This is a genomic window from Novipirellula galeiformis, assembly GCF_007860095.1.
Taxonomy (GTDB): Bacteria; Planctomycetota; Planctomycetia; order Pirellulales; family Pirellulaceae; genus Novipirellula; species Novipirellula galeiformis.
On sequence record NZ_SJPT01000004.1, the window covers coordinates 780,306 to 803,468 of the forward strand.

Genomic DNA, 23,163 nt, shown 5'->3' on the forward strand with positions numbered 1-23,163 from the left:
GATGGGCGTCTGGTAACGGTTGGTCCGGTTAGTCTCGTTCGCGCAATCATGCCAAAAAAACGGGTTTTCGTGCACGAACGGATTCTGCTGATGGGGACCGGTGATGCCCCTCTGCCTTCACAAACCGGATGATCCTGACCGAAGTTATCTTCATGAAGGCTCCTTTTAACCTCGCCGACGGTAGGACCACGATGAATCAGACTCACCATCCTGTTCGCGTCCTTGTTCTACGAATCGTGATCGGTGTATTCAGTAGCCTCATCGTTTGCGACAGCGTCCAAATCGGTTTCGCGGCCGACCCAGCGCTGCGGCAACGCCGTTTAACACTGCATGTCGTCGAACCACCGGTGTTTGAAGAAGAAGGTCCCGCGTCGCTGAAGCCCACCCCGTCTGCGTTCTCCGCCTCCATTGCTGCAACGTCGTCCATTCCTGCAACGTCGTCACCCGCTCCATCCGAAATCGCGACGCACGCGAATGCCCCTGAGACGACAACCGCTCCACCGTTAAGTCCCCGGTATGAATCGACGCTCACCCCGCTGCAACGCGAATTGATCGTCGAACGCCGCCAGATCAGTGAGTCCAGCCAGATCAGTGAACCGGAGCCAGCGGTTTCATTCAAAACCCTACTCAAAAGGGGCACCGAAACGAGTGACACCGAGACGAGTGACAGTGAAACGAGTGGCAGTGAAACGAGTGGCAGTGAAACGAGTGGCAGTGAGATGAGAGCCACCGAGACGAGTGGCAGTGAAACGAGTGGCAGTGAGATGAGAGCCACCGAGACGAGTGGCACCGAGACGAGGGTTCATTCAGAGCCACCCGTGTTACCAAGTCGCCTTGAGCAGGGAGCAAGCCCGGTTCTGGTTCGTGTCGATGCACCATTGTCGCGGCCAAGCACCGTCACGGGAGGTGGCCAAGGTTCCGAAGTCGATCAAAACGCTTCATTGTTTGCTTTTGAGCCGATTGGAAGCTTGAACGCGGACGTCTCCATCGGGATAGCGGGAACCGACGCCGACGTTTTGCCAAGCAATCGCCCGGTCAACCGCATGCCTTCGCCGGAGACGATCTCGATGACCGGTCAAGGTGAGGTTCAGAACTGGCAAACCGCCAGTCCGATGAGTTCCGTTAGTGCCCACCAACCCCTGTACTTTGAAGACGTCAATTTGGAGCGCTACGGTACGTCGAGAAACAAGCATTGCCAACCGATAATATCGGGTGCACGTTTTTGTTTTGATGCCGCGTCTCTGCCTTATCAAATGACGTTGCAGCCGCCGAGGATGAAGCATCGTTATCCTCATGCCTTCGAAGCGGGGCGGTTTTGCCGCCGCGAGTCGACGAGCTTACCCTGGGACCGCGACGCCAGCCTCGCCGAGGCCGTCGCGATCTTAGGCCTAATCGCCCTGATCCCTTAATCACAGCGATCACCTGGCTGCACGGAGGTGTGGTTGCAGGGACAGGCACTTTTTGCTTACTCGATGCATTCCAACTCATCCAGAATCGCTTGCGCAACAACACGCGTCACGCCGGTGCCAACCCAATCAACCGATGGGCGTTAGCCCCGGTTCTGTTAGCGCAACAACACGCATCACGCCGGTGCCACCCCAATCAGCCGATGGGCGTTAGCCCCGGTTCCGTTAGCGCAACAACCGGGGCTAACACCTTGCGGCTAATCGTGCGTGACGGAAACCGCAGCTAACGCCATTGGGCCGATGAAATCGCTGTGCGTTCACCTGATCAATCAACATCGCGTTCCTTACGGTCTTGTGCCTCACCAGCATAAAAGATGACACGTTCTAATTCGTCTTCCGTGTTGACGCATTGCCAATCGCCACCGACAGTCCAAACCGGACGATCGATGAAAATCGGCCATCCTTCGCGAATCACCCGCGTGCAATTTGCTTTGATCTGATCTCTCACCTTCGCTCCGTTGTATCCCAATGCTGTGACAACGATATGGACGTGGGTCGTTCGAGGGTTCGCTTTCCAGAGCTTCCAGTCACGAACGTTGCAAAACCGTTCGATTTCGGCTTTCACCGCGGAACGCTTGTTTTCGTCGATCAAAACGACGGCATGTTTCAAGCGATCGCGATGCCAGCGTTCCAAACGTGGCTGAGGGGCTTGCGTCCCTTTTCCACGCGAACGCCACCAACGCACATCACCCTGCAAGAAGGTTCCATAGACAGTGAACGTAATGAAATAACCCAGTGGTCCATCATCATTCATGCGAACATACTCCGTGCAAAAATCAGCCGCTTGGGCGTTAGCCCCGGTTCCGTCGTCTCCGGTTTCTTCAGCCTCGTCCCAATCCTCAACGGGAACCGCGGCTAACGCCGTACGGCTAATTTGAGATCAGGATTTGGCTCCTAATTCGCCCTCGATTCGTTGGCGTTCTCGCTCGATCATTATAATTCACCCGTCATGGTGATGTCTCGCATGCTTAGGCCACCACGACATCTGGATTTTATTGCAACGGGATGGCGATGCCGCAATTGCCGCCGAGCGGATGTCTTCAAGCAACTGAACGCTTGGGGACACAGCACATTCCTTAGTGGGATGGGCTGCAGGGACAGAGTATTCCTTGGGGCGGGACGCCATTGCGACCTGTTTTGGTAGCGCTCGCGGCGCGGGGGCGTCCGGTTGCGCGGGCCAAACGTTTGTTGAGCGACCAAGCAATCTTGAGACTCGGCCACATCGGCTTTCGATTAGGGTAAATTAAGCAGGTAGGCAGGAGTCTTTCGGTAGATTAGCCGTTTTGGCGTTAGCCCCGGTTCTGTTAGCGCAACAACCGGGGCTAACGCCCAAGCGGCTAATGGGATTTCACCCAATCATTCCTGCCTCCCTGCTTAGTGCTGCATGTCGAAAAATAACCATCTGACGCACCTGAGAACAAACTTTTGATGGCTGGCACCAATTACGTCGTGCGGAGTGTGGACAGCTTTGAGTTCTCCCATGGCAGCCATGCGAGCGAGTTTGAAGGCGTCGTCACGGTCGGTTTTGCGTTTGACGTTGGTTCACCGCCAAGCTTCCTCGTTGGTGCTACAGACGAGAGTTTTTAGTCCCTGGCTTTGAGCCAAGTCATTGTTCCAGCCCGAAGGGCCACAAGCTTCCATGACGATGAGGTCAGCCTTCGCATCTTTAAAAATACTGGCGATGGTTTCCCGGTTGGTGGGCGTGGTGAGGAACTTGGATTTTCTGGTTTTGGAGTTGAAGAAGCAGGCAACGGAGTTGAATTTGCCGAGGTCCAATGCGAGAATCTTCATTGTTGAATGTTCGTGGTTTTGGTGGGTGGAGTGAATGTGACCGGCAGCCGCACGCTGCCGAGATCACGGGTCCGAGTCGCCAGTTATTTTGAACGAATGACTCCCACCCATCAAACTGCGGACTTACATGGATTCTTTATCCGACTGAATTACTCACACCAGCTACAAGCGCACTCAATAAGCATGCTCCAGAAACCCGAACGCAAAACGACAATCGCAGAACGACGAATGGATTTGCGCTACCCTGATTTGGGCGCTGCTTGCGCCGACATTGTTCGATTGCGTGAAGGCGGCTACGAACTGGTTGGCACTTGGAGCTTCGCCCAAATTCTCGATCACCTGAACATGTCCATGCAGATGACAATCGACGGTGCGGAATTCACGTTTCCCGCCCTGTTGCGACCCGTGATGAAACTGATGTTCATGCCTACGATGCGGAAGGGCAAGCCATCCAAACTTCGTGGCAAAGCCCCGAAACAACTTCAGCCCCCCCTCGATCTCGATGAAGAGGCCTGTGCAAACCGATTTTACGCACTTGCGGAAACCTTAATGGATCCCTCCACTCCATTTGTTACACACTATCCGATGCTGGGTCGACTCAATCGTGAACAATGGCTCTTGATGCAACAATGGCACGCCGCCCATCACCTAAGCTTCGTCGTGCCCAATGCCTGACCTTGCTCGCCTTTCATTCTTGTCCAACACGGCGGATAGCCATTCCGATGCATACGAGCGGCGAAGTCGCTTTTTTTTTAGCAATTGAGAATCTCGTGTCGTCGCCCCATGATCGGTGACGTTCTGCCGGCACCAATGGATTTGCAGTCACAGGGCTGCGCCGGTCTAGATGCTTTCCCTCCCCGCGTATGCATGCCAGGCCACGGTTATGTCGATGCGCGGTCGAATTAAACGTGGAGTACGCAGAGGAGCGGAGAATCGCGGAGGGTTGCGTCGGTCTTTGACTCCGTGATTCTCCGCTCCTCCGTTGCTCCGCGTTTCAACCTGATCGCCGTTAGTCGCGTTCCAATCGGCCCGCAGGGACAGAGCCTTTCTTAAGCGCGGTTGGCTATCGATCGGTCGAGATGCGTGAAACAAAGGTGTTAGGCTCCATGTCGAAAAACAACCATCTGACGCACCTGAGGACAAGGTTTTGATGGCGGGCACCAATTACGCCAATTATGTCCCGGTCCAGTCGTGAACTCAGACGAAGAACAATGTTTCCTCGACTGCCATCGACTGAGGATCATCGTCGGCGCGATGGGGTGGATCGTGAATCGGCATTGGCAGAATGTTCGGCCTTGAGTTACTGTCGGTTGTTTCTGTGCTGCTCATGTGCAATCCGTTTCTGAAAAGGTGACTTGATGACGACAACTGACGATGCCGCTTGGATGATTCGGCATCACGACGGACAGGTTCATGGGCCGTATTCGTTGCAAGCGTTGGTCGATGCTGCCCATGCCGGAAACATTGCTGAAGACTCTCAGGTAAACCACAGCACACACACACGTGGACAATGGGTCGCAGCCAATCGCGTTCGCCCGATCGCAGCGGCAATGCAAACACGTAAGACAATCTCGCACCCAATAAACGATTCGAATCGTGAACCAGACCCGATAGACCGAGGCGAGAACGACCCACCAGGAGTCGCTGTCCAAACGGAGGAGCATCCGCGCCGTCGACGGACAGACTTTCGATCCAACGTACCGACCACTCTCTTGAACGCTTGCTGGGGCTTGATTGACTTCCGGTTTCGGACTTTCGTAACCCCGTGGATCATCCGCATTTACTGGGGGTTCGCGGTCGTGGTCACGGTGCTATCACTGATTTTTGGTGCTGCGACGGTGGTCACCTACCCGGTTCGGTCCGTGATGCCTGAATTCTCCAGTGGTTCGCCATCCTTTTCAGCACCAGGATATCGAAGCTCCGATTCGAGCAAAGGATTTCAGATACCCAAGAAGGTTGGCAAATTTGCTGCATTGATTCTCGGCTACTTCGTTAAAGTCGTGTTAGCGATCATGTTCTTGATTACGATCCGGCTCATGCTTGAGTTTGGAATCGTGGTGTTCAACATCGCGGAAGACATTCGATCGATCCGCGATCAAACTGTCTAAACGAATCTTATTTGTGTTTGAACCAAGCGTTCCTGTGTTCGGAGTTTTTGAACTCCGTGGCGTCTTCCGGACCGAAATCGATCGAACTCAAGAATCGCGAAGGCAGAAGGAGATGGAAGCAAACCCTATCCGTGACTCATGTTTTTTTCCATCGTTTTAAACCAAACCAGTTGAATCATTTCCTCCTGATAGGACTGGACAGCATCCAAGCGGCCGCCAATGAGAGGCCCGCAGGGACAGAGCCTTTCTTGAGCGCGGTTGGCTATCGCTCGGTCGAGATGGCGTGAAACAAAGGTGTTAAGACTCGATATCGAAAAGCAACCATCTGACGCACCTGATAACAAAATTTTGGTGGCTGGCACCAATCCCGGCACTGCTATGGCCAGGAAAACAAAACCATTCGTCGGCGCCGGTCGATTCATCTTCACCACAGGATGCGAACCGCCACAGTCGATCACTGCGCCGCCGAAGCCATCATCGTCGGTATCGATCTCAGCGGAGTCAACACAGGCACCACGATCCAATGTCAATGAGCAAGTCGCTACAAGTCGCTCGCGTTTTCGATCATTCTCCGAGAGTCCCACGCTGGGCGTCATCCTTTGCTCCAATCTCAACACGAAGATCGCCGCCTCCTCCCACATGCTCTCGAGTGATCTAAGGCAAACAGCTTGACTCACCCGGTGGTATTAAGTCAACTCTTGCGATACCACCCGACTGAGCAAGGGTAAAAAGAATCGTTACCCACCAAAGGATTGACATCAGTTGAACAAAACTTCGACGGACGACGCCACCTACATAGAGCAGCTTGAAGACTACAAGACCGCGCTTATGGCGTATAGCTTGGGTCACGATAAACTCGACGGTGGCACCTCAATTAGGACCTATATCAATCGTAATACGCCCTCTGTCCGCAAGCTCGTTTGGCGTGCTGGCTGTGGGAAAACCATAACGGTGGGCCCACCGGCAATGGTTGGAGGCCTAATCATGCGCAACGTCGACCCATTCGGCTGCATTTTTGAGGGCCCGTACGGAATGAACATGACGTCAGTGCTTTGTGACATGATTGACGAAACCGTCGGCGTAATCCAAGCCGGCGAACTCCGGCCGGAACCAAAACCAAAACCAAAATCGAACGCAACGCTGGCATCACCCAAATCCAATCGAAAGGTGTTTGTCGTTCACGGGCATGACAACGAGACGAAGCAAACCGTTGCACGATTCCTCGAGAATCTCGGGTTAGAGGCCGTAATCCTGCATGAACGCAGTAGCGGAGGGATGACCCTGATCGAGAAATTCGAGGAACACTCGGATGTTGCATATGCGGTTGTGCTGATGACGCCCGATGATTTGGGGGCCGCAAAGGCCAAGGTAGACAAACTAAACGCTCGCGCACGGCAGAACGTCGTGTTTGAATTGGGCTATTTCATGGGTAAACTTGGACGCAAACATGTTGCGGCGATCCTTCGTGGTGACATTGAACGACCATCGGACTATGACGGGATCGTTTACATCGCTTACGACTTCAACGATGGCTGGAAGTTACTCCTGGCGAAAGAGCTCAAGGAAGCAGGGCTTGACGTAGATCTCAACGAAGCCATGTAGGTGGGTAACCATGCCATCCACCGAAGGACGGCATCGCGCGTTTACGAATGGAAAATCGAACCACCGTCCTCGGTGATGGCGACCGTTCTGCCAGCACAAATGGATTTGCAGTCACAGGGCTGCGCCCGTCTAGATGCTTTCCCTTCCCGCATATGCATGCCAGGCCACGGTTATGTCGACGCGCGGTCGAATTAAACGCGGAGTACGCAGAGTTGCGGAGTATCGCGGAGGGTTGCGCCGGTCTTTAACTCCGCGATTCTCCGCTCCTCCGTTTCTCCGCGTTTCAACCTGATCGCCGTTAGTCGCGTTCCAATCGGCCCGCAGGGACAGAGCTTTTCTTGAACGCGGTTGGCTATCGCTCGGTCGAGATGGCATGAAACAAAGGTGTTAAGACTCGATATCGAAATGCAACCGCCTGACGCACCTGATGATAAAATTTTGATAAAAAAATTGGTGGCTGGCACCAATTCCGGCACCGCTATAACCATGAAAACAAAAGCATTCGTCGGCGCCGGTCGGTTCATCTTGACCAGAGGATGTGAACCGCCACAGTCGATTACTGCGCCGCCGAAGCCATCATCGTCGGTATCGATCTCAGCGGAGTCAACGCAGACACCACGGTCCAATGTCGGTGAGCGGGTCGCGACAAGTCGCTCGCGTTCTCGATCATGCTCCGAGAGTCCCACGGTTGGGCGTCATCCTTTACTCCAATCTCAACACGGAGATCGCCTCCTCCTCCCACATGCTCTCGAGTGATCTAAGGCAAACAACTTGACTCACCCGGTGATAACAACTCAAATCTGGCTATACCACTCGACTGAGCAGGGGTAAGAAGAATAGTTATCCAACTCAAGCATGGCATCGAATCGTATTCGCCACACTTCACACTTCCCCTAACAACAGGAACTGGCATTCGAACATGGGCATCATCGAGAATGCACGCGACATTGCAGACCTCGTCAAAAAGTACAATGATCAGGACCTGTATGCACGTATCGTCGAGTTGAGGGAAGAGATTCTTGCCATTCGAGAGGAGAATCTTGAGTTGCGAGAAGCGGTAAGGAAGCTCACGGACTCAGTGGCCGTGAGCGCAGAAATTGAACGTCAAGGAAACTGCTACTACCGAAAAGACGACACGGATCGTCAGCATCCATTTTGCCTTACTTGCTGGGACTACGAGCGTAAACTCGTTGGCTTAATCTTAGCGCCTCGGTACGGTGGTGGGAGATCAATAAAATGTGGGGTTTGTGAGTGCAGGGCCAAGAGCTAGCAGCGGAGAGCGGTGGAGTGCACCGGAGCAGGTGTGCCCCCGCTCCGGTGGTTGCCTTCGGCATTTTGCCACCTCCGCTCCGCCACCCCTGCCCGGTGATGCCGGGTGTTATCCGGCTTAAGTGCATCCAACTTCGCTTCGCTCTTACTCGCAAGCAAGGAGCTTCAACATGGGACTGCTGGACAGAGCAAAGGCTGCTGCTCAAAGAGCTGCCGACAAGTCTACATCACTCGCGTCAAATACCTTTGACGGTTTGTGGACAACACATGGCGACAAAGTTTGCGAAATGATTCACTCGCACGCATCGCAAGTTGCAACGCAGGGCGGGGCGATCATATCGAACGATGAAAGCTACCGACTGAAAGTCATAGATCCGGCTTGGGAAATGCTGCCAATGCCTGTGCGTTTACTCGGGCGTGAACGTCTAAAATGGGACGCTCTTTTTATCTCGGCTAGGGGGCAAATCTTTGTCATCGACGGAGAGTCTGTCTTAGTGCATCCGGATGCCAAGCAGCGTATCGACAAGCTCTTGTCGAAAGTGTCGCGATCGGACAGAACAAACCCAACTCCAGGCGTTGCCACTATTGAAAGTGACGTGCGTCCGTCGTGACTGATCTCCGCGTACGTTGCGGCCTACCTTGCAAGCCATTTTTGCGGGAAATAAGTGTATGCACCGGAGCGAGTGTGTCTCCGCTCCGGTGGTTGCCTTCGGCATTTTACCACCTCCGCTACGCCACCCCCGCCTGGTGATGCCGAGCGTTCGTCAACTCAATCGCGATCGAACTTGACGCCAGTTACATGGAACCCTATTGAGTATTGTGGTTACAAGAATCGTTCACGGAGAGAACACATGAAACTGACTGTACTTTGCTCGTTACTTGGACTCTCCGCGTTGGCCAATGCGGGTGAATCAGTCAGTCGAACGACAACGCAGCCTAATGTGTCGCCACTATTCGATCGATGCGTGGAAATTGCCAATCAGCCGCTTTTTGATTTCCCCATCTCACGTGAAGTGGGTGTGTCAATAAACTATGGATGGGTGCCGCCCAAACCGACGGATACTCGGGTTTACAGCTTCCTGATCGCCATGGAAGCGGGGCATCGGTAACCGCAACTCCGCATCGCAAGCAGTCGCGACCAACTGTAATCGTGTTGTGTTCCAATATTATGGCTCTGCTCGTGTGCGGACCTAAATAGTGCACCGCAGCGGCGAAGTGGGTTTTTTTGAAATGGTCAATTCCTCGTCGCCGCGGGGTGATTGCCAGCGTTCTGCCAGCACAAATGGATTTGCAGTCACAGGGCTGCGCCCGTCTAGATGCTTTCCCTCCCCGCGTATGCATGCCAGGCCACGGTTATGTCGACGTGCGGTCGAATTAAACGCGGGGTACGCAGAGGAGCGGAGAATCGCGGAGGGTTGCGTCGGTCTTTGACTCCGTGATTCTCCGCTCCTCCGTTGCTCCGTTTCTCCGCGTTTCAACCTGATCGCCGTTAGTCGCGTTCCAATCGGCCCGCAGGGCCTGAGCATTTTTGGAACGCGGTTGACTTTCGCTCGGTCGAGATGGCGTGCAGGAGGCTTCGTTGAGCTAGGCCTTGTCGCGACGCTGGCTCATAGTCGTGTCTGCTACGGATCTCAAGGGGCACGACGCGATAAGGACTACATGCGGAGATGCACGGACCGTAAACGAATGGGGCCGATTTTTGACAGACCGTTGACTCCTTAGAATAGCCAACAGAGGGGGGGAGTCCAAGGCCCGAGAAATCACCTCGAACCGTCAGTAGTTGCCGAAAAGGCACGAAAAAACCCGCACCGGACGCTTGCTAATGGCGTCCAACGCGGGTCAAAGTACACCCGGAGGGATTCGAACCCCCAACCCTCGGTTCCGAAGACCGATGCTCTATCCAGTTGAGCTACGGGTGCGTGATGCTCAGAGTGTAGCTTCCCTGGCCTCTTCGTCCAAGTATCCTCCGGCAGGTTTTTTTCGGGTTGCCTATCTTACCATGACCCTGCCACTCGCTTGATGGTTCACTTTCACATCATTTCGATTAGTTCAAGACCCGTTTTGATGGTGTTCATCAGCGGTGACAAGAAATAAGCCAGCGAACGGAATGACGATTCGTCTGTTTCCTGCGATCGCGGTGCTGATTTTGGCATTTTGCCAATCGGGCTTGGGCAACACGTCACGGGGGATAACGCAGGGGCCGCTTGGCCTGAGTTCCGCGGGGGACTGGGGGGATGGTCGCGCCGACGCTGCGGATTTGCCCGTGGCGATCGATTCGTCGGTCGTCCAGTGGCAGACGCCGATGCATGGCAAAGCGTGGTCCTCGCCGGTCGTTTGGGGAGACCCGATCTGGTTGACCGCGGCGACCGCGGATGGAAAACAATTGTCCGTGGTTTGCGTGGACCGGTTGAGCGGCACGGTGCTGTACGATCGCGTCGTGATCGAAAATGAATCGCCCCACGATTGCGATCCGGCCAATAGCTACGCGAGTTCCACGCCGGCGTTGGTCGGCGCTCGACAGCATTGCAAACGTCGTTGATCGCTCCGCGATCAAAACGCATCTCCGCGATGAAGACGTAGCTCCGTGAAGCGAACAGCAACACAAATTGCTGGCCCGCTGCTCACCGCGATCGCCGACCGCCCCTCAACGTGAGCGTTTGCGAAGGTTTCGTTCAAAACGAATACGGCAACCGATCGGAACGGTCTCGCGGAGTGACGGTGTGTTACCCGCTAACACCGCTTCGAGGGCGCCAGCCACATAGGGTTTGGTGACGTTTTTTCCATCGGGGCTGTCATCGAACGATCCCATGTAAGCGATCTTGCGATCGTTGCCGAGGACAAAAAATTCGGGGGTGTATTTGGCGCCAAAGTCCTTGGCGGTCTGTTGGGATTTGTCAAACAGATACAAAAACTTGAACTTCTTCTCGGCCGCTTTCTGTTTCATTGCGGGCATCAAGTCAGCTTCGACCTTGTTCACATTGATGGCAACGACGGCCACGTTCTGAGCTGCGAATTGTTGTTGCAACGCGATCAGTCGATCTTCCACGTCGACGGCGTAAGGACAACTGTTGCAAGTGAAGGCGACAACGATCGCGTCGTATGCCTTCAGATCGGAGAGTGAATGAAGTTGATCATCTGTCCCTGGCAGGTTCTTCCAGACCGGGGCGTCATCGCCGATGTTGAGCGTGGTGTTGAACTCGCCCGCGTGCGTTTGTGCTGCAAAGCAAGTCAATGCCGCCAGGATCAAGGTCCACACGGTGATGGTCGCGGGACAGGGTTTGTGTGACATTTTAGGTGCCGCTGTCTAAAGATGGACGGGTAGAAAACGTTTTTGTTCCTCAGGATCGATCTCCAGGATAGGGTCGAGCCATGGGATCGGCTCGCCAGCGGCGAGACAGTCGCTGACCCGCTTTTTGAACAGCGGTACAATTCGCTGTAGCACTTCGCGTTCCGTGCTCGCGATGAGCTCCATGTCCGCAAGATTGGCGACGCGTCCTCGCTTGCGACCCTCGGGTAATGTTGAGAGATAGACGACACAACCAAAGCTAGGCACGTCGGCCGGAGCGGCGGTGGGCAGGGAGGGCGGTGATTGGGGGGAATCCGAATTCATTGTGTCCGAGTCGATTGGGTTGCTGCGGTTTCGCTGGTGGGCCACTTAGGGAGGTGCGCGGGGGATGTCGAATAGGCACTTTACCTCGCTCTGAGGCACAACGATGCGCGGTGTCCGCCCAGTGATGTGCCGGCCAGTGATGTGCCGCCCAGTGATGTGCCGCCCAGCTAAGTCCGATAGTCTAACATGCTCCGCCCGTTTGGCGTGCCCTGAACGCACGTTTTGAAGTTGCGTGTTTTTCATAACCCGACGCGTCAGCGAGGGAATATCACCCTTGATTCGGTCTCTTGCGAACGCTTCGGGGGGTGATTTGCTAGGTAAAACGGCAATAACGCAACTTTGAAACGCGCACGTAAGATCACGAAAACGATTGTCAGAAATGTCGTTGGATCATTCGTGCCGAGAGGGATTGATGTTTACAATCCATGCTCAAGACGTGAGCTGTCGTCCGAATTCATTGGGATCCGAGTAACGCAAAGCGAAGGCAATCGATGACATATTGGCAAAATCGTTCCGCGGGTTGGAGTCGTCTGGGCGCCGCGTTGATGATGGTGGTCCTGGGGAGCATCACGGGAGCTAGGCAATCGGTTTGCGCGGATGAAACGGGCGATGGCGTCGAGCAATCGGTTGATCAGATGACGGAGCAGTTGATCGCGGAAGTCCGCCCCTCGTTGGTGACGATTCGTGTCGAAGGTCGTGATGGGGATCTGATTGGCATGGGGACCGGTTTTGTCATCGATAGCGATGGGTTGATCGCGACCAACATGCACGTGATTGGGGAGGGACGTCCCTTTACCGTGGAAACGTTTGAAGGCCGGAAATTGCCTGTGGTTGCGATCGAAGCGTCCGATGCAACGAATGATTTGGCAATCGTTCGGGTGGCGGTGGGCGACGCCAAGCTATCCGCATTGACGTTGGCCGAGGGAGAGTCGGCTGCGCAGGGGAAGCGGGTCTTAGCGTTTGGTAATCCGCTTGGGCTTCAGGACAGTGTGGTGGAAGGGATGATTTCGGCAGTTCGTGAAATGGATGGCCGCGAAATGATCCAATTGGCGATGCCGGTGCAACCGGGCAACAGTGGTGGCCCGGTGGTGGATCAGCAGGGCGAGGTGCTCGGGATCGTCAATATGAAATCGGCGGTGGATGATAACCTTGGGTTTGCGATTCCGATCGATCACTTGAAACCGCTACGAGAGCAAGCAAATCCCATCGCCATGGATCGTTGGGTACGGCTTGGTGGGCTCGATGAGAATCAATGGGAGGTATTGTTCGGCGCCGCATGGCGGCAGCGCGGTGGCGTGATTTCGGCAAGCGGAACCGGCACAGGTTTCGGAGGTCGTTCCTTGTGTTTGTCGAAAACGGTGGTCGACAAACCGGCATACGATATTTCGGTCATGGTGCGGTTGGATGATGAATCAGGAGCGGCTGGCATCGCATTTCACAGCGATGGCAACGATCGCCATTACGGTTTCTACCCCAGTAACGGAAAGATGCGGCTGACCTGTTTCTTAGGCGCCTCGGTCTATTCTTGGCAGGTGCTTAGCGATGTGAAGACCAAGCATTACTTGCCCGGTCAATGGAACCATTTGCGGGTCCGCATCGAAGAGGGGCGAATGAAATGTTATGTCAACGAGCATTTGGTCGTCGAATCCACCGACGCACAATTGACGCAAGGGCGGGTGGGGATCGTTAAGTTTCGTGATACGTCGCCAGAGTTTCGACGCTTTAACGTCGGCCCTGATTTAGCGGTGCCACCGATGAAACCCGAACTGGCGGATTGGTTAGCGGGGCTCGGAAACGGGGATTCCCCTCTCTCGGACGTCGATCAATTGCAAATCAATCGCTTGGCTCAAGCGGGTGACGTTGCGGCGCGAGAATTGATGCGGCGGGCAGCGGAATTGGATGCGGAAGCCAAGCGGATTCGAAATCTGGCCGGCGACGTGCTGCGGGCTCCGTTGCTTGCACAACTGAGTGAACTCTTTGCCAGCGAAGCGGATACCCAAAAATCCAGCGAAGCGGATGTCGAGACGGGACCGCACGATCGGCTCGTCAAAGGGGCGCTGCTGATCGCGGCGATTGAGAATCCGGAAGTTGATATCGCCGCCTACGAAGCAAAACTGGTTCAGATGGCCGAAGAGGTCGTGGCACGTTTTGATGCCGAAGATGACGAGCAATCCAAACGCCGGTTGCTCGATGAGTATCTGTTTCAAGAGAACGGATTTCACGGAGGTCGGTCGGAGTATTACCATCCGGCCAACAGTATGTTGGATCGCGTGATCGACGACCGCGAGGGATTACCCATTACGTTGGCGATTCTGTACATCGATTTGGCTCGACGGCTCGGATTGCAAGTCGAAGGGGTGGGATTGCCGGGCCACTTTGTCGTCAAACAGGTCCTCAAATCGGGCGACGAGCAACTGATTGATGTGTTTGATCGTGGAAACGAATTGAGTCAAGAAGCGGCTGGCGAATTGGTTCAACGGTTTGCGGGGCGGCCCATGGGGGATGCGGATTTGCAGTCACAAAGTGACCTCGATGTTTTGACCCGCGTGCTCAATAATTTGATTGGCATCGCGACCAAGGACCAGGACATCGACGCGATGTTGCGGCGTACAGAAATGTTTGTGGCGCTGCATCCCGCGGAGCATCGTTATCGTCTGATGCGCGCCCAGCTTCGGGCGATCTCGGGCCGCAGTGCCAGAGCTCAAGAAGATCTCGACGAATTGATCCGTCGCGAACCCGCCGGCCTCGAAGGGCTGCCGGTGCGGGAATTAGAAGCAGCCCTGCGCCGCGAAAACTAAGTTTTTGAAGTTGCGAGTTTTCATAACCCGAAGCGTCAGCGAGGGACGATCACGCTGGACTCGGTCCCTCGCTTACGCGTCGGGTTATGATTTACTGGGCAAACACGCCGGCGTCTCGACTTAGCCTCCTTCGGAGTCACTCAAGACGGCCATGAACGCTTTTTGGCTAATTTCGACGTTGCCAATCGCCTTCATCCGCTTTTTACCTTCTTTTTGCTTTTGCAGCAGTTTGCGTTTTCGCGTGATGTCACCGCCGTAACATTTCGCAGTCACGTTCTTTCGCATCGCCGGTACGGTTTCTCGCGCGATCACACGGCTTCCGATCGCCGCTTGCACCGCCACTTCGAACATATGGCGTTCGATTTCGGCTTTCAATTTCTTGGCCACCGCGCGGCCACGTCGATCAGCGTCGGCGCGATGACACACCACGCTCAGCGCGTCGACTCGGTTGCCATTGACCATGATGTCCATACGAACGAGGTCGGCTGGTTCATAGCCAACCATCTCGTAGTCGAGGGTTCCGTAGCCTTTGGTACAGCTTTTGATTTTGTCGTGCAAATCGTAAACGACTTCGGCTAGCGGAATGTCGTAAGTCAGCATTGCACGCTGGGCACCGAGGTACTCTTGAGACTTTTGGATGCCGCGACGCTCTTGGCACAATTTCATGATCGCGCCGATGTAATCGTTCGGGACGATGACACTGCAGCGCACGATCGGTTGACGGAATTCTTCGATGTCGCCCGGATCCGGTACGTCTTGCGGCTTGCGAATCGAGACCGTCTCACCCCGTTTGTTGATGATTTCGTAGGTCACGTTGGGCGCGGTTTGCACCAAGTCGACGTCCGATTCGTTCTCTAAACGCTGTTGCACGATTTCCATGTGCAACAGTCCGAGGAACCCACATCGGAAGCCGAAGCCAAGCGCTTCGCTTGTTTCCGGTTCGAATTCGAAGCTGGGGTCATTGATGGCCAACCGCTCCAACGCATCGCGCAGTTCGGTAAAGTCTTGACCGTCGCTGGGGAATAAGCCGCAATAGACCATGCGTTTGGGACGCGAGTATCCCGGCAACGGCGTGGTCCCTTGAGCGGACGCCAGCCCGACGGTATCGCCGATGTGGACATCGCCGAGACTTTTGATGTTGCAAATCAGATAGCCGACTTGCCCCGCTTTGAGTTCCTCACAGGACTCACGTGCCGGGGCGAATCGCCCCAGTTCAATCACATCGTGGTTCGATCCCGCTCGCAAAAAGCGAATTTTTTGGCCTTTGCGGACGGTTCCATTCATGACGCGAATGTAGGTGATCGCGCCACGGAAATCGTCGTAGTTCGAATCGAACACCATGGCTTGAAGCGGAGCGTCGGGATCGCCGGTCGGGGGCGGAATGTGTTCGATGATCGCGTCGAGCAATTCGTCGACACCGACTCCGGTTTTAGCGCTGACACGAACACATTCGTCGGGATCGGTCCCCAACGAATTCATCATCTCTTCGGCCACTTCGTCGGGGCGAGCGTGCATCAGGTCGATTTTGTTGATCACCGGAATGATCTTCAAATTATGTTCCATGGCGGCATAGGCATTCGCGACCGTTTGCGCTTCAACACCTTGGAATGCATCGACCAACAACAGCACGCCTTCGCAACAGGCTAGCGAGCGAGAAACCTCGTAATGAAAGTCGACGTGACCGGGGGTGTCGATCAAATTCAATTCATAGTCTTTGCCGCCCCGATTGAAACGCATCGTCACGGCGCGGGCTTTGATGGTGATGCCACGTTCGCGTTCGAGCGCCAAGTCATCGAGCAATTGCGATTTCATGGCACGCAGGGTCACGGTGCCGGTGTGTTCAAGCAATCGATCGGCCAGCGTGCTCTTGCCGTGATCAATGTGGGCGATAATGCAAAAGTTACGAATGTGAGCGGACATATTGCTTCTTTGGCCGTCAGCGGCCGTGTGACTAAAACTAATTCGAGGAGCCTATTTCTTTACGCCGAGCTCTTTGTTGTATTGTCGTCGGGCGTAACCGGCTACTCCAAGGTATCCCGCGTCACCCGCAAGGGACGCGAACGTAATTGTGGTTCCCTCGAACACATTCTCGAAGGTACGACTGCGGAATTCCGCCGATATTTTCGACAAAAAGCGTTGCCCGATACTGCAATCCGCTCCGCCAAAGTTCATCGCCCCCCCGAGCACCACCGAACCGGGGTCCAGGGTGTGGACGAAGGTGGTGATTCCGATGCCCAACCAGCGTGCGGTTTCGTCGATGATTTCGAGTGCGAGCGAGTCGCCATTTTGGGCCGCTTCATAGACGCGTTTTGCCGTCAATTCACTGTCGCCTCCGCCGAGCAATCCGCTCAGCGAACTTTTGGCGCCTTCGGTCAACCGTTGCCGGGTGCGTTGAACCACGGCGCTGGCCGAGGCATAGGCTTCGAGTTGTCCTCGGCCACCGCCCCAGACGCACAACCGTGCCGTGGGCGACGAATCGATGATGACGTGTCCGCATTCGCCCGCGAAACTGTTTGCGCCATTGACCATTTCCCCGTCGATGATGATTCCGCCACCGACTCCGGTGCCGAGGGTCAACAGCAGCATCGAGGAGTGTTCTTTGCCACTGCCACGCCAAAATTCGCCATAGGCGGCTGCATTGGCATCATTCAGAAAGGAAACCGGGCGTTCGAGCATCTTCCCGATCGTGTCCCGGATCGGAAAGTCCCACCAGCTCGGCAATTGAGGGGGGGCGACGAGGTAGCCGGTGACGAGATCCATCGGTCCCGGAGCCCCTAAACCGACGCGACGGACTTGGTCCGAAACGCCGAGTTGACCCTCGATATCTTGGATTACCGCAGCGATCCGCTGCATCGCCGCGGTGGGGCCTTCGGATTCGCGGGTGGGCAATTGTTCAAAGGCTAATGTTTCCCCTTCATCGTCGACCAAGCCAATCTTCATCGAGGTGCCGCCAATATCAATGCCCCAGAAAAAGGGGGGCGAGGCGGCCGCAGTAGCGGTGATTATTGGTGTATTGGGCATTTGACAATCGAGGGAGGGTTGGGGCTCTTTCGTGATGCGCTGCAGTATAAGAAAGCACTCAAATTGCCACAACGGACAACCTGCGCACGCAAGCGGGCGATTGAAGCCGATCGGCAAGAATCATTCAACATCATTTGGGGCCGCCGGCATCCCGCCCGCGGCCCCTTAAACGCCAAGGTTTTCCCACCCCTGTTTCGTCATCGCAGGCATGTGCCGACGCCCTCGCGGGCTCGCAATTCGAAGTTGCTGTGTTCCTAACGCGGTCCCTCGCTGACGCGTCGGGTTAGGATTTGCTAGGTAAAACGGCGATAACGCTACTTCAATAATGACGCATCGGGCTTTCCTTTGGTGGGCAGTTTCCTTTGGTGGGCAGCGCGTCCAACTTGCCCCCATGCGGGAATGTTGGGGCCAACCGGGCTTGTCGCAAGCGACGGGCTTAGCAAGAGCCGGGAGGGGTAGTTGCTTAACCGCCCCTCTTCACGCCAAGATAGTGAGCGATCTCCTCTTTTATCATCATGCATGTGCAGGCGGCTTTACCCATGTCCGACGAAACGAGTGAAGAAAAACCCAAACCCGTAGCCCTATCGCGCGATGCGCGTCGCGTGTTGGGAGTGTTGGTGGAAAAGGCCAAGACGACGCCTGACAATTATCCATTAACCATGTCGGGGCTGATTAGCGGTAGCAATCAGAAATCGAATCGATCGCCTCAGTTGCAGCTCAATGAGGACGATGTCTTACAGGCTTTGGACGAATTGAAACGAGTCGGTGCGGCGCGTGAGGTCCAAGGCAGCGGGCGGGCGACAAAATACCGCCACGCCGCTTACGAATGGTTTGATGTCGACAGTCCCGGCGCCTCGGTGATGACGGAACTGTTGCTACGTGGCCCGCAAACGCTTGGCGAAATTCGCACCCGCGCCTCGCGGATGTACCCGCTGGAGGACTTGAAGGTAGTCCAAGGGGTCGTCGATTCGTTGATCGAAAAAGACCTGGTGGAACCGTTGACGCCACCCGGACGCGGCCAAACCTTCGCACACAAATTGTATCCGCCCGAGGAGCGTCAGTACCTCGAAGCTCGATTGGAGAAGCAAGCGGCCGCAGCGGAATCGTCGACTGCGAGTGCACCGGCCAAAGCGAGTCTTGACGCGGTGGATGCCTTGATCGCCCGACTCGAAACGGTGAACGAGCGGATCGATGCGTTGGAAAAACGGATCGAAGAACTTGAGTCGTAGCCAAGCGGTCAAACGTGTCTGGCGAGTCAGCCACGACGATGGCATCGAATCGCTTTACCACTTGCAGAGAGAATCGATGTAGTCAGCGCTGCCGTCTCGTTTCCAAGGGTCGAGTTGGGCTTGGGCTTTGAGTTGCTGGCCGCGACGCAGCGGCGAGACAAAGAACTGGCTGTGGATCTCGGGGATGGCCGTCATGTCGCCCCACAGCTTTTCGAACTGAGCCACTGGGAAAACGTCTTCTTGGGCATTGCCCCAACGTTTTTTGACATCCTTCAGCGTGATGTAGGTCGGCAACCGCTGCGCCATCGTGCGGATGGCTTGGTCGACGCGTTGGGGATCCGCTAGATCGGAGCGGGTCAGCCCAAAGGAATCCAGCAATCCGTCGATCGAGATCCATGTGGTCATCGAGTTATAGAAGGTGAGATCGAATTCAATTCGCTCGTTCGGCATCGCTAGCCCTTCGACCAGCCGCGGTCGTCCATTGACCATCGCCAGCCCTCCGCCGCGGTCTTCCAAACGGCGGCTGATCACTTCGAACGAGAGGGTCGCTTCGCCTGCGATGTGACAACCGAGTATTGCTGGGTCGATGTTTGCACCGAGCGTGTCGATGTTGTGCAGCATCAAGTAATCGAGCTGGGGTTGGCGATCGAGCATTTGTTTCAACACGCCGCTGCGAAGCATGCCGGGGATCTCGAACCAATGTCCCACCGGGTGGATGCACTGGCTGGGCAAATTGTCGGTGTAATCGCTCGCTTCTCCCGCCGATTGGGCCCAGCCGATCAGTGCGGTTCGCAGACTCTCGCGTACTTTTTGCTGTTGTTCATCTAGGATTTGTTGCGTGGTTTCCTCCCACAGAAAACGCAAATCACGGACTGTCGGAATCATTCTCAATCCGACGCCGCGGCCGGTCGAAACGAGCACGTTGTCGCCGAAACCGAATTGGTGGTTGCGGTCTAAAAAATCGCGGATCGGTCGATCGGTCAGATGGCTGGTCGTGAACACGTGAGGGATCGAGGCGTCATGTTTTTCGCTGCTGGCTCGGTTTTTGGCGAGATGGACTTCCATGAAACTGCGCTGGCGACCGGCAAAACGACAGAACGGATGCAATGCCTTGCAAACGCCCGCGCCTTCGGTCCAACGACTGCCGACGCCGGCGGCCAACGTGACGACGGCTACCCGGCCTGACTTGATCGCGGCCGCCCCAAGGTCTGCGTACTTGGTTTCAATGCCGCGACGCAAATCGATCACGTGTTCCGGCTTCACGTCCTGGATCATCGTGTTGGCCGGCAAACGGTTTTGTGACAATCCAATCCGCCCGCTAATCAGATCCGCGCGGATTTGTTCGTGTTGGACCCGATCAAACCCGATCCGATTCAACAGTGGCTCGAGGGAGGATTCGCTCGACGGTGGAACCGCCGCTGAGGGCAGGATGCTCTCGAGCAACATGCCTGCGGTCGCCCGGCCGCTTTCATGATCCTGACACCGTTGGCTGATTCGCTCGAGTTCGGATCGCGTTCGCGAGGAGAGTTCACGCAGGGGAGTGCGAAGCAGCGTGGGCAACACGAGGGCATAGTAGCGATCGGGCAGCATCGCGGCATCACCGCAGAGCATTTCGGCACGGGTGCCGTGGTCGTTGATCTTAAAATCGTAGACGACGGGATCCATCGCGAAGGGGAGTGACGTTTCGAGGTCCCGTTTGGTGTTCACCATCGCTTGGCCCAGCCAGTCTTGCGCCGCGGGTTTTATTTGAGGATCAAACATGAACCCCATGCCGCCTCCGGCCATCCCGCCGAGCATCCAAAAGCCCCAAAACGCGTCACCGTAGCGCTCGCGGCACTGTTCGATCAAGGCGTCGGTAAAGCGATTGGTGGCCCAGGGGATGATGGTTTGCAGTGGCCCTTCGAAATTGCGCGTGGTGACATTGCCGACTCGTCGAATGTCGCCTGTTTTGAGCGCCGCGACGACTTCGTCAAGGATTTCGATCGCTTCGTTTCTGCCCTGCCATTCCGATTCGCTACGGAGCAAATAGTGCTCGGTGACCATCTCGAGGATTGGGCCGACGTTTTGGGCCATCCCGCCATGCACGAGTACGAGCGACTCTTGGATCTTTTGACGGGTGGCATGCGAAATTTCGTCGTTACCCAAGACATGGTGCACCGGCATCAACCGCCCACGGCTAATGCCGTATTCGGGGTCGTGCTCCTCCGCGGTGGTTCCGCAGATCAACTTGATGCCGGGCCAAACGCCGCCCGAGTCTTGCCATCCGCCGCCGCTGCCGCCTAGCCATTCGCCCAGAATCGCACGTGCGGCGACTAATCGGCGATCCGCTTCGCTCAGCGGCCCGGTTAGCGATTGGACTTGTCCGGTCGCTCGCATCAGCAATGAGATCAAGGAACCGAGCAGGTTGGTGGAAACGGCCAGCCGCGAACCCTTGGGAATATCGTTGATTTTGCTGACCAATTCCAATCCGCGACCTGGTCCGAGCATCACGCTGAGTAGCTCGGCGATCGATTCACGACAACCTTCGAGCCCCGGCGGCACGATGCCCGCAGCGATCAAGGCGGCTTTGAGCAGCCCCAGATAATCGCGAGCAAAATCAAACGTTTCGGCGATCGATTGTAATGTTGTCGTCGCGCCAAGATCGACGCTGGTCAAGCGAATGACCGGTTCGTCGATGATCCGCAAGTAGGTTTCGATGGGTGGTTTGGTTTCGGAATCGCGGCCGCGAACGCCGAGATCAACCGAGACATTCAAGACCCGAGCCCCCTCGGGAAAATCCATGCCCAGAAAGAAAATGTCGCTCCATGCGCTGTGCGAAAAATCCATCCGCACGGCGGTTGTCTCTTTCATCAATGGCGACGTGCCGGTGGCCGGATCGATGGCGAGCAATTCAGGACGGATCCGCAAAGGGTGGTCGGCGGGATGCCCGACGCGGAACATCCACTGGTTGCCTCGCACGGTGCGGACACTGCGGCGAACTTGATCGGCGAGCGTTTGGAAGCCGAGTTGATGGTACGCTTGAGCCAATGCACTCGCCAATGCATCGCTTGGGCCAGCTTCGTTTTGATACGCCAGAAAACAATCGATCGCTTCCATAAAACGGCGAGCCAACAAGTGCTCGTAACCTTCGTACGGAATGTGGCCGGATTGCTCGACCGATAAACGCGGCGGTAAGTGATAGCGGTAGATCGCCGACAAGAAAAACAACGCTCGTACGCGGTGATACAAATTTGGCTCGTCACGGCGAAAGGCGTCGAGGGCGCCGACGCTCTCCAGTAATCCCGAGAGGGTTTGCCCGCGACAAACCGATTCGAGCGATTGGTTGCGAATCGAATCATCATCGGAAATGATGATCTCGATTAATCGCTTGGTTTGGACGTCACTCATCGGGCTACGCTTCCTTCGGGGCGGATGGCCAGCAATTCAACCATTTCGGTCAAGATCCGATCTCGATCACGTCCCGACAATCCAATCGCCAATTGAGCGATCAAGAGTCCGTAGGTGACGCCTAGGTTGTATCGCGATCCTTGCAGTTGAAATGCGAGGTAACGTTGCCGTGTCATCAACATTGCCAACGCGTCCGAGAGCGCGGGTTTCTCGCAGCAACGATCCGTCAGTAATGGTTCGATCAAATCCATGACATCCGCGGTCAACACGTGCATTCCGAAGAAGCCCAAATAGTGCCCGGCGCGGAGTCCGGGGGTCACCAGTTCTTGTTCGGCATAGGTGGGCGTTGGTTTTTCGACGACCGCTTCGATTTCGTACAAGTCGTCGCGTCGCGGTAAGTGTGGACCGCTGACAATGCCAAAGTATGGCAGTTTGTTTTCACGCGTCGATTGAACGGCCGAGACCGAACATTCAAATTCGTTGGCAATTTTGATCAATTGTTTCGCGCACGGGATCTCCGAGGAACTGAGATACAAGTGATCGCCGACGAGATGCAGGAACGGTTCGCTCGCGACGAAGGATTTCGCCCGATAGATCGCGTCGGCATAGCCAAGCGGTTCGGGTTGCTCGACGAATTGTAGATTGGCGAGTTGAGCTCCCGCGGCCTGTTCGTAGGCTTCCTGGTCCCCGGGCTGGATGACAACACAAATCTCATCGATGCCAGCGGCGAGCGTCTCTTCGACGATCAATTGCAGTGCCGTCTTGGTCTCTCCGTTTCGATCCACCAATTGCTGGAGCGGCAAGGTGTTTTGGTTGGGAGCCGCAGCGGTGATAACAGCCTTGTGGACCTGCATGGCGGATGGCGATGGTGGGAGGGAAGGG

General features: G+C 55.6%; 19 protein-coding genes and 1 tRNA gene. 9 read left to right on the plus strand and 11 right to left on the minus strand.

All coding sequences use genetic code 11. The annotated features are described in order from the left end of the window. The first annotated feature begins 152 nt into the window (after positions 1 to 152). Positions 153 to 1,409: a hypothetical protein gene (locus tag Pla52o_RS13745; protein WP_146595162.1), complete on the plus strand. Its 1,257-nt coding sequence runs from the start codon at positions 153 to 155 to the stop codon at positions 1,407 to 1,409. A 322-nt stretch (positions 1,410 to 1,731) separates the two neighbouring features. Here the strand turns inward: Pla52o_RS13745 and Pla52o_RS13750 are convergent, their stop codons facing one another. Beyond that, positions 1,732 to 2,220 carry a hypothetical protein gene (locus Pla52o_RS13750; protein WP_146595163.1) on the minus strand — a complete coding sequence of 163 codons (489 nt, stop codon included), beginning with the start codon at positions 2,218 to 2,220 and terminating at the stop codon, positions 1,732 to 1,734. A 788-nt stretch (positions 2,221 to 3,008) separates the two neighbouring features. Next, positions 3,009 to 3,257 (minus strand): hypothetical protein, encoded by a 249-nt coding sequence (locus Pla52o_RS13755; RefSeq protein WP_146595164.1) that lies wholly within the window; start codon positions 3,255 to 3,257, stop codon positions 3,009 to 3,011. Between the two features lie 228 nt (positions 3,258 to 3,485). On the opposite strand from Pla52o_RS13755, the gene Pla52o_RS13760 reads away from it, so the two are divergent. After that, positions 3,486 to 3,932 carry a DUF1569 domain-containing protein gene (locus Pla52o_RS13760; protein ID WP_231612317.1) on the plus strand — a complete coding sequence of 149 codons (447 nt, stop codon included), beginning with the start codon at positions 3,486 to 3,488 and terminating at the stop codon, positions 3,930 to 3,932. 522 nt (positions 3,933 to 4,454) lie between these two features. Here Pla52o_RS13760 and Pla52o_RS27700 read toward each other — a convergent pair. Further along, positions 4,455 to 4,586, minus strand: a complete 132-nt coding sequence (locus tag Pla52o_RS27700; RefSeq protein ID WP_261343346.1) for a hypothetical protein — start codon at positions 4,584 to 4,586, stop codon at positions 4,455 to 4,457. Between the two features lie 29 nt (positions 4,587 to 4,615). On the opposite strand from Pla52o_RS27700, the gene Pla52o_RS13765 reads away from it, so the two are divergent. After that, positions 4,616 to 5,365 (plus strand): DUF4282 domain-containing protein, encoded by a 750-nt coding sequence (locus Pla52o_RS13765; RefSeq protein WP_146595166.1) that lies wholly within the window; start codon positions 4,616 to 4,618, stop codon positions 5,363 to 5,365. 125 nt (positions 5,366 to 5,490) lie between these two features. On the opposite strand, the gene Pla52o_RS13770 is transcribed toward Pla52o_RS13765, so the two are convergent. Continuing rightward, positions 5,491 to 5,895 carry a hypothetical protein gene (locus Pla52o_RS13770; protein WP_146595167.1) on the minus strand — a complete coding sequence of 135 codons (405 nt, stop codon included), beginning with the start codon at positions 5,893 to 5,895 and terminating at the stop codon, positions 5,491 to 5,493. 232 nt (positions 5,896 to 6,127) lie between these two features. On the opposite strand from Pla52o_RS13770, the gene Pla52o_RS13775 reads away from it, so the two are divergent. The 3 genes from Pla52o_RS13775 to Pla52o_RS13785 all read left to right on the plus strand — a co-directional run bounded on the left by Pla52o_RS13775 (position 6,128) and on the right by Pla52o_RS13785 (position 9,345). Continuing rightward, positions 6,128 to 6,967 (plus strand): TIR domain-containing protein, encoded by an 840-nt coding sequence (locus Pla52o_RS13775; protein ID WP_197169227.1) that lies wholly within the window; start codon positions 6,128 to 6,130, stop codon positions 6,965 to 6,967. A 1,439-nt stretch (positions 6,968 to 8,406) separates the two neighbouring features. Continuing rightward, positions 8,407 to 8,847 carry a hypothetical protein gene (locus tag Pla52o_RS13780; protein ID WP_146595168.1) on the plus strand — a complete coding sequence of 147 codons (441 nt, stop codon included), beginning with the start codon at positions 8,407 to 8,409 and terminating at the stop codon, positions 8,845 to 8,847. A 240-nt stretch (positions 8,848 to 9,087) separates the two neighbouring features. Then, positions 9,088 to 9,345: a hypothetical protein gene (locus Pla52o_RS13785; protein WP_146595169.1), complete on the plus strand. Its 258-nt coding sequence runs from the start codon at positions 9,088 to 9,090 to the stop codon at positions 9,343 to 9,345. 736 nt (positions 9,346 to 10,081) lie between these two features. Here Pla52o_RS13785 and Pla52o_RS13790 read toward each other — a convergent pair. After that, positions 10,082 to 10,155, minus strand: a tRNA-Arg gene (locus Pla52o_RS13790). Between the two features lie 188 nt (positions 10,156 to 10,343). Here Pla52o_RS13790 and Pla52o_RS13795 point away from each other — a divergent pair. After that, positions 10,344 to 10,775 (plus strand): hypothetical protein, encoded by a 432-nt coding sequence (locus Pla52o_RS13795; RefSeq protein WP_146595170.1) that lies wholly within the window; start codon positions 10,344 to 10,346, stop codon positions 10,773 to 10,775. Between the two features lie 105 nt (positions 10,776 to 10,880). Here the strand turns inward: Pla52o_RS13795 and Pla52o_RS13800 are convergent, their stop codons facing one another. Both Pla52o_RS13800 and Pla52o_RS13805 read right to left on the minus strand, forming a co-directional pair. Then, complete coding sequence (locus Pla52o_RS13800) at positions 10,881 to 11,525, minus strand: thioredoxin family protein (RefSeq protein ID WP_146595171.1); 645 nt, start codon at positions 11,523 to 11,525, stop codon at positions 10,881 to 10,883. A 15-nt stretch (positions 11,526 to 11,540) separates the two neighbouring features. Beyond that, positions 11,541 to 11,846, minus strand: a complete 306-nt coding sequence (locus Pla52o_RS13805) for a hypothetical protein (RefSeq protein ID WP_146595172.1) — start codon at positions 11,844 to 11,846, stop codon at positions 11,541 to 11,543. A gap of 491 nt (positions 11,847 to 12,337) precedes the next feature. Here Pla52o_RS13805 and Pla52o_RS13810 point away from each other — a divergent pair, with 491 nt between their 5' ends. Then, the gene (locus Pla52o_RS13810; protein WP_146595173.1) at positions 12,338 to 14,644 is read left to right on the plus strand and encodes a transglutaminase family protein; all 2,307 of its coding nucleotides are present in this window, start codon (positions 12,338 to 12,340) and stop codon (positions 14,642 to 14,644) included. 120 nt (positions 14,645 to 14,764) lie between these two features. Here the strand turns inward: Pla52o_RS13810 and lepA are convergent, their stop codons facing one another. Both lepA and Pla52o_RS13820 read right to left on the minus strand, forming a co-directional pair. Continuing rightward, positions 14,765 to 16,564 carry a translation elongation factor 4 gene (lepA, locus tag Pla52o_RS13815; protein WP_146595174.1) on the minus strand — a complete coding sequence of 600 codons (1,800 nt, stop codon included), beginning with the start codon at positions 16,562 to 16,564 and terminating at the stop codon, positions 14,765 to 14,767. A 51-nt stretch (positions 16,565 to 16,615) separates the two neighbouring features. Then, positions 16,616 to 17,665 (minus strand): ROK family protein, encoded by a 1,050-nt coding sequence (locus tag Pla52o_RS13820; RefSeq protein WP_146595175.1) that lies wholly within the window; start codon positions 17,663 to 17,665, stop codon positions 16,616 to 16,618. 539 nt (positions 17,666 to 18,204) lie between these two features. Between Pla52o_RS13820 and Pla52o_RS13825 the strand changes: the two genes are divergently transcribed. Continuing rightward, the gene (locus tag Pla52o_RS13825; protein WP_146595176.1) at positions 18,205 to 18,894 is read left to right on the plus strand and encodes a DUF480 domain-containing protein; all 690 of its coding nucleotides are present in this window, start codon (positions 18,205 to 18,207) and stop codon (positions 18,892 to 18,894) included. Between the two features lie 54 nt (positions 18,895 to 18,948). Here Pla52o_RS13825 and Pla52o_RS13830 read toward each other — a convergent pair whose 3' ends face one another. After that, positions 18,949 to 22,281, minus strand: coding sequence for a UTP--glucose-1-phosphate uridylyltransferase (locus tag Pla52o_RS13830; RefSeq protein WP_146595177.1), 3,333 nt, complete (start codon positions 22,279 to 22,281; stop codon positions 18,949 to 18,951). Continuing rightward, positions 22,278 to 23,135: a sugar phosphate nucleotidyltransferase gene (locus Pla52o_RS13835; RefSeq protein WP_146595178.1), complete on the minus strand. Its 858-nt coding sequence runs from the start codon at positions 23,133 to 23,135 to the stop codon at positions 22,278 to 22,280. The genes Pla52o_RS13830 and Pla52o_RS13835 overlap by 4 nt, the downstream gene beginning before the upstream one ends. Between the last annotated feature and the right edge of the window lie 28 nt (positions 23,136 to 23,163).

Coding starts and splice junctions, on each gene's coding strand:
- Pla52o_RS13745 (WP_146595162.1), top strand. CDS start 153: ATGAAGGCTCCTTTTAACCTCGCCGACGGTAGGACCACGATGAATCAG.
- Pla52o_RS13750 (WP_146595163.1), bottom strand. CDS start 2,220: ATGAATGATGATGGACCACTGGGTTATTTCATTACGTTCACTGTCTAT.
- Pla52o_RS13755 (WP_146595164.1), bottom strand. CDS start 3,257: ATGAAGATTCTCGCATTGGACCTCGGCAAATTCAACTCCGTTGCCTGC.
- Pla52o_RS13760 (WP_231612317.1), top strand. CDS start 3,486: ATGGATTTGCGCTACCCTGATTTGGGCGCTGCTTGCGCCGACATTGTT.
- Pla52o_RS27700 (WP_261343346.1), bottom strand. CDS start 4,586: ATGAGCAGCACAGAAACAACCGACAGTAACTCAAGGCCGAACATTCTG.
- Pla52o_RS13765 (WP_146595166.1), top strand. CDS start 4,616: ATGACGACAACTGACGATGCCGCTTGGATGATTCGGCATCACGACGGA.
- Pla52o_RS13780 (WP_146595168.1), top strand. CDS start 8,407: ATGGGACTGCTGGACAGAGCAAAGGCTGCTGCTCAAAGAGCTGCCGAC.
- Pla52o_RS13785 (WP_146595169.1), top strand. CDS start 9,088: ATGAAACTGACTGTACTTTGCTCGTTACTTGGACTCTCCGCGTTGGCC.
- Pla52o_RS13795 (WP_146595170.1), top strand. CDS start 10,344: ATGACGATTCGTCTGTTTCCTGCGATCGCGGTGCTGATTTTGGCATTT.
- Pla52o_RS13800 (WP_146595171.1), bottom strand. CDS start 11,525: ATGTCACACAAACCCTGTCCCGCGACCATCACCGTGTGGACCTTGATC.
- Pla52o_RS13805 (WP_146595172.1), bottom strand. CDS start 11,846: ATGAATTCGGATTCCCCCCAATCACCGCCCTCCCTGCCCACCGCCGCT.
- Pla52o_RS13810 (WP_146595173.1), top strand. CDS start 12,338: ATGACATATTGGCAAAATCGTTCCGCGGGTTGGAGTCGTCTGGGCGCC.
- lepA (WP_146595174.1), bottom strand. CDS start 16,564: ATGTCCGCTCACATTCGTAACTTTTGCATTATCGCCCACATTGATCAC.
- Pla52o_RS13820 (WP_146595175.1), bottom strand. CDS start 17,665: ATGCCCAATACACCAATAATCACCGCTACTGCGGCCGCCTCGCCCCCC.
- Pla52o_RS13825 (WP_146595176.1), top strand. CDS start 18,205: ATGTCCGACGAAACGAGTGAAGAAAAACCCAAACCCGTAGCCCTATCG.
- Pla52o_RS13830 (WP_146595177.1), bottom strand. CDS start 22,281: ATGAGTGACGTCCAAACCAAGCGATTAATCGAGATCATCATTTCCGAT.
- Pla52o_RS13835 (WP_146595178.1), bottom strand. CDS start 23,135: ATGCAGGTCCACAAGGCTGTTATCACCGCTGCGGCTCCCAACCAAAAC.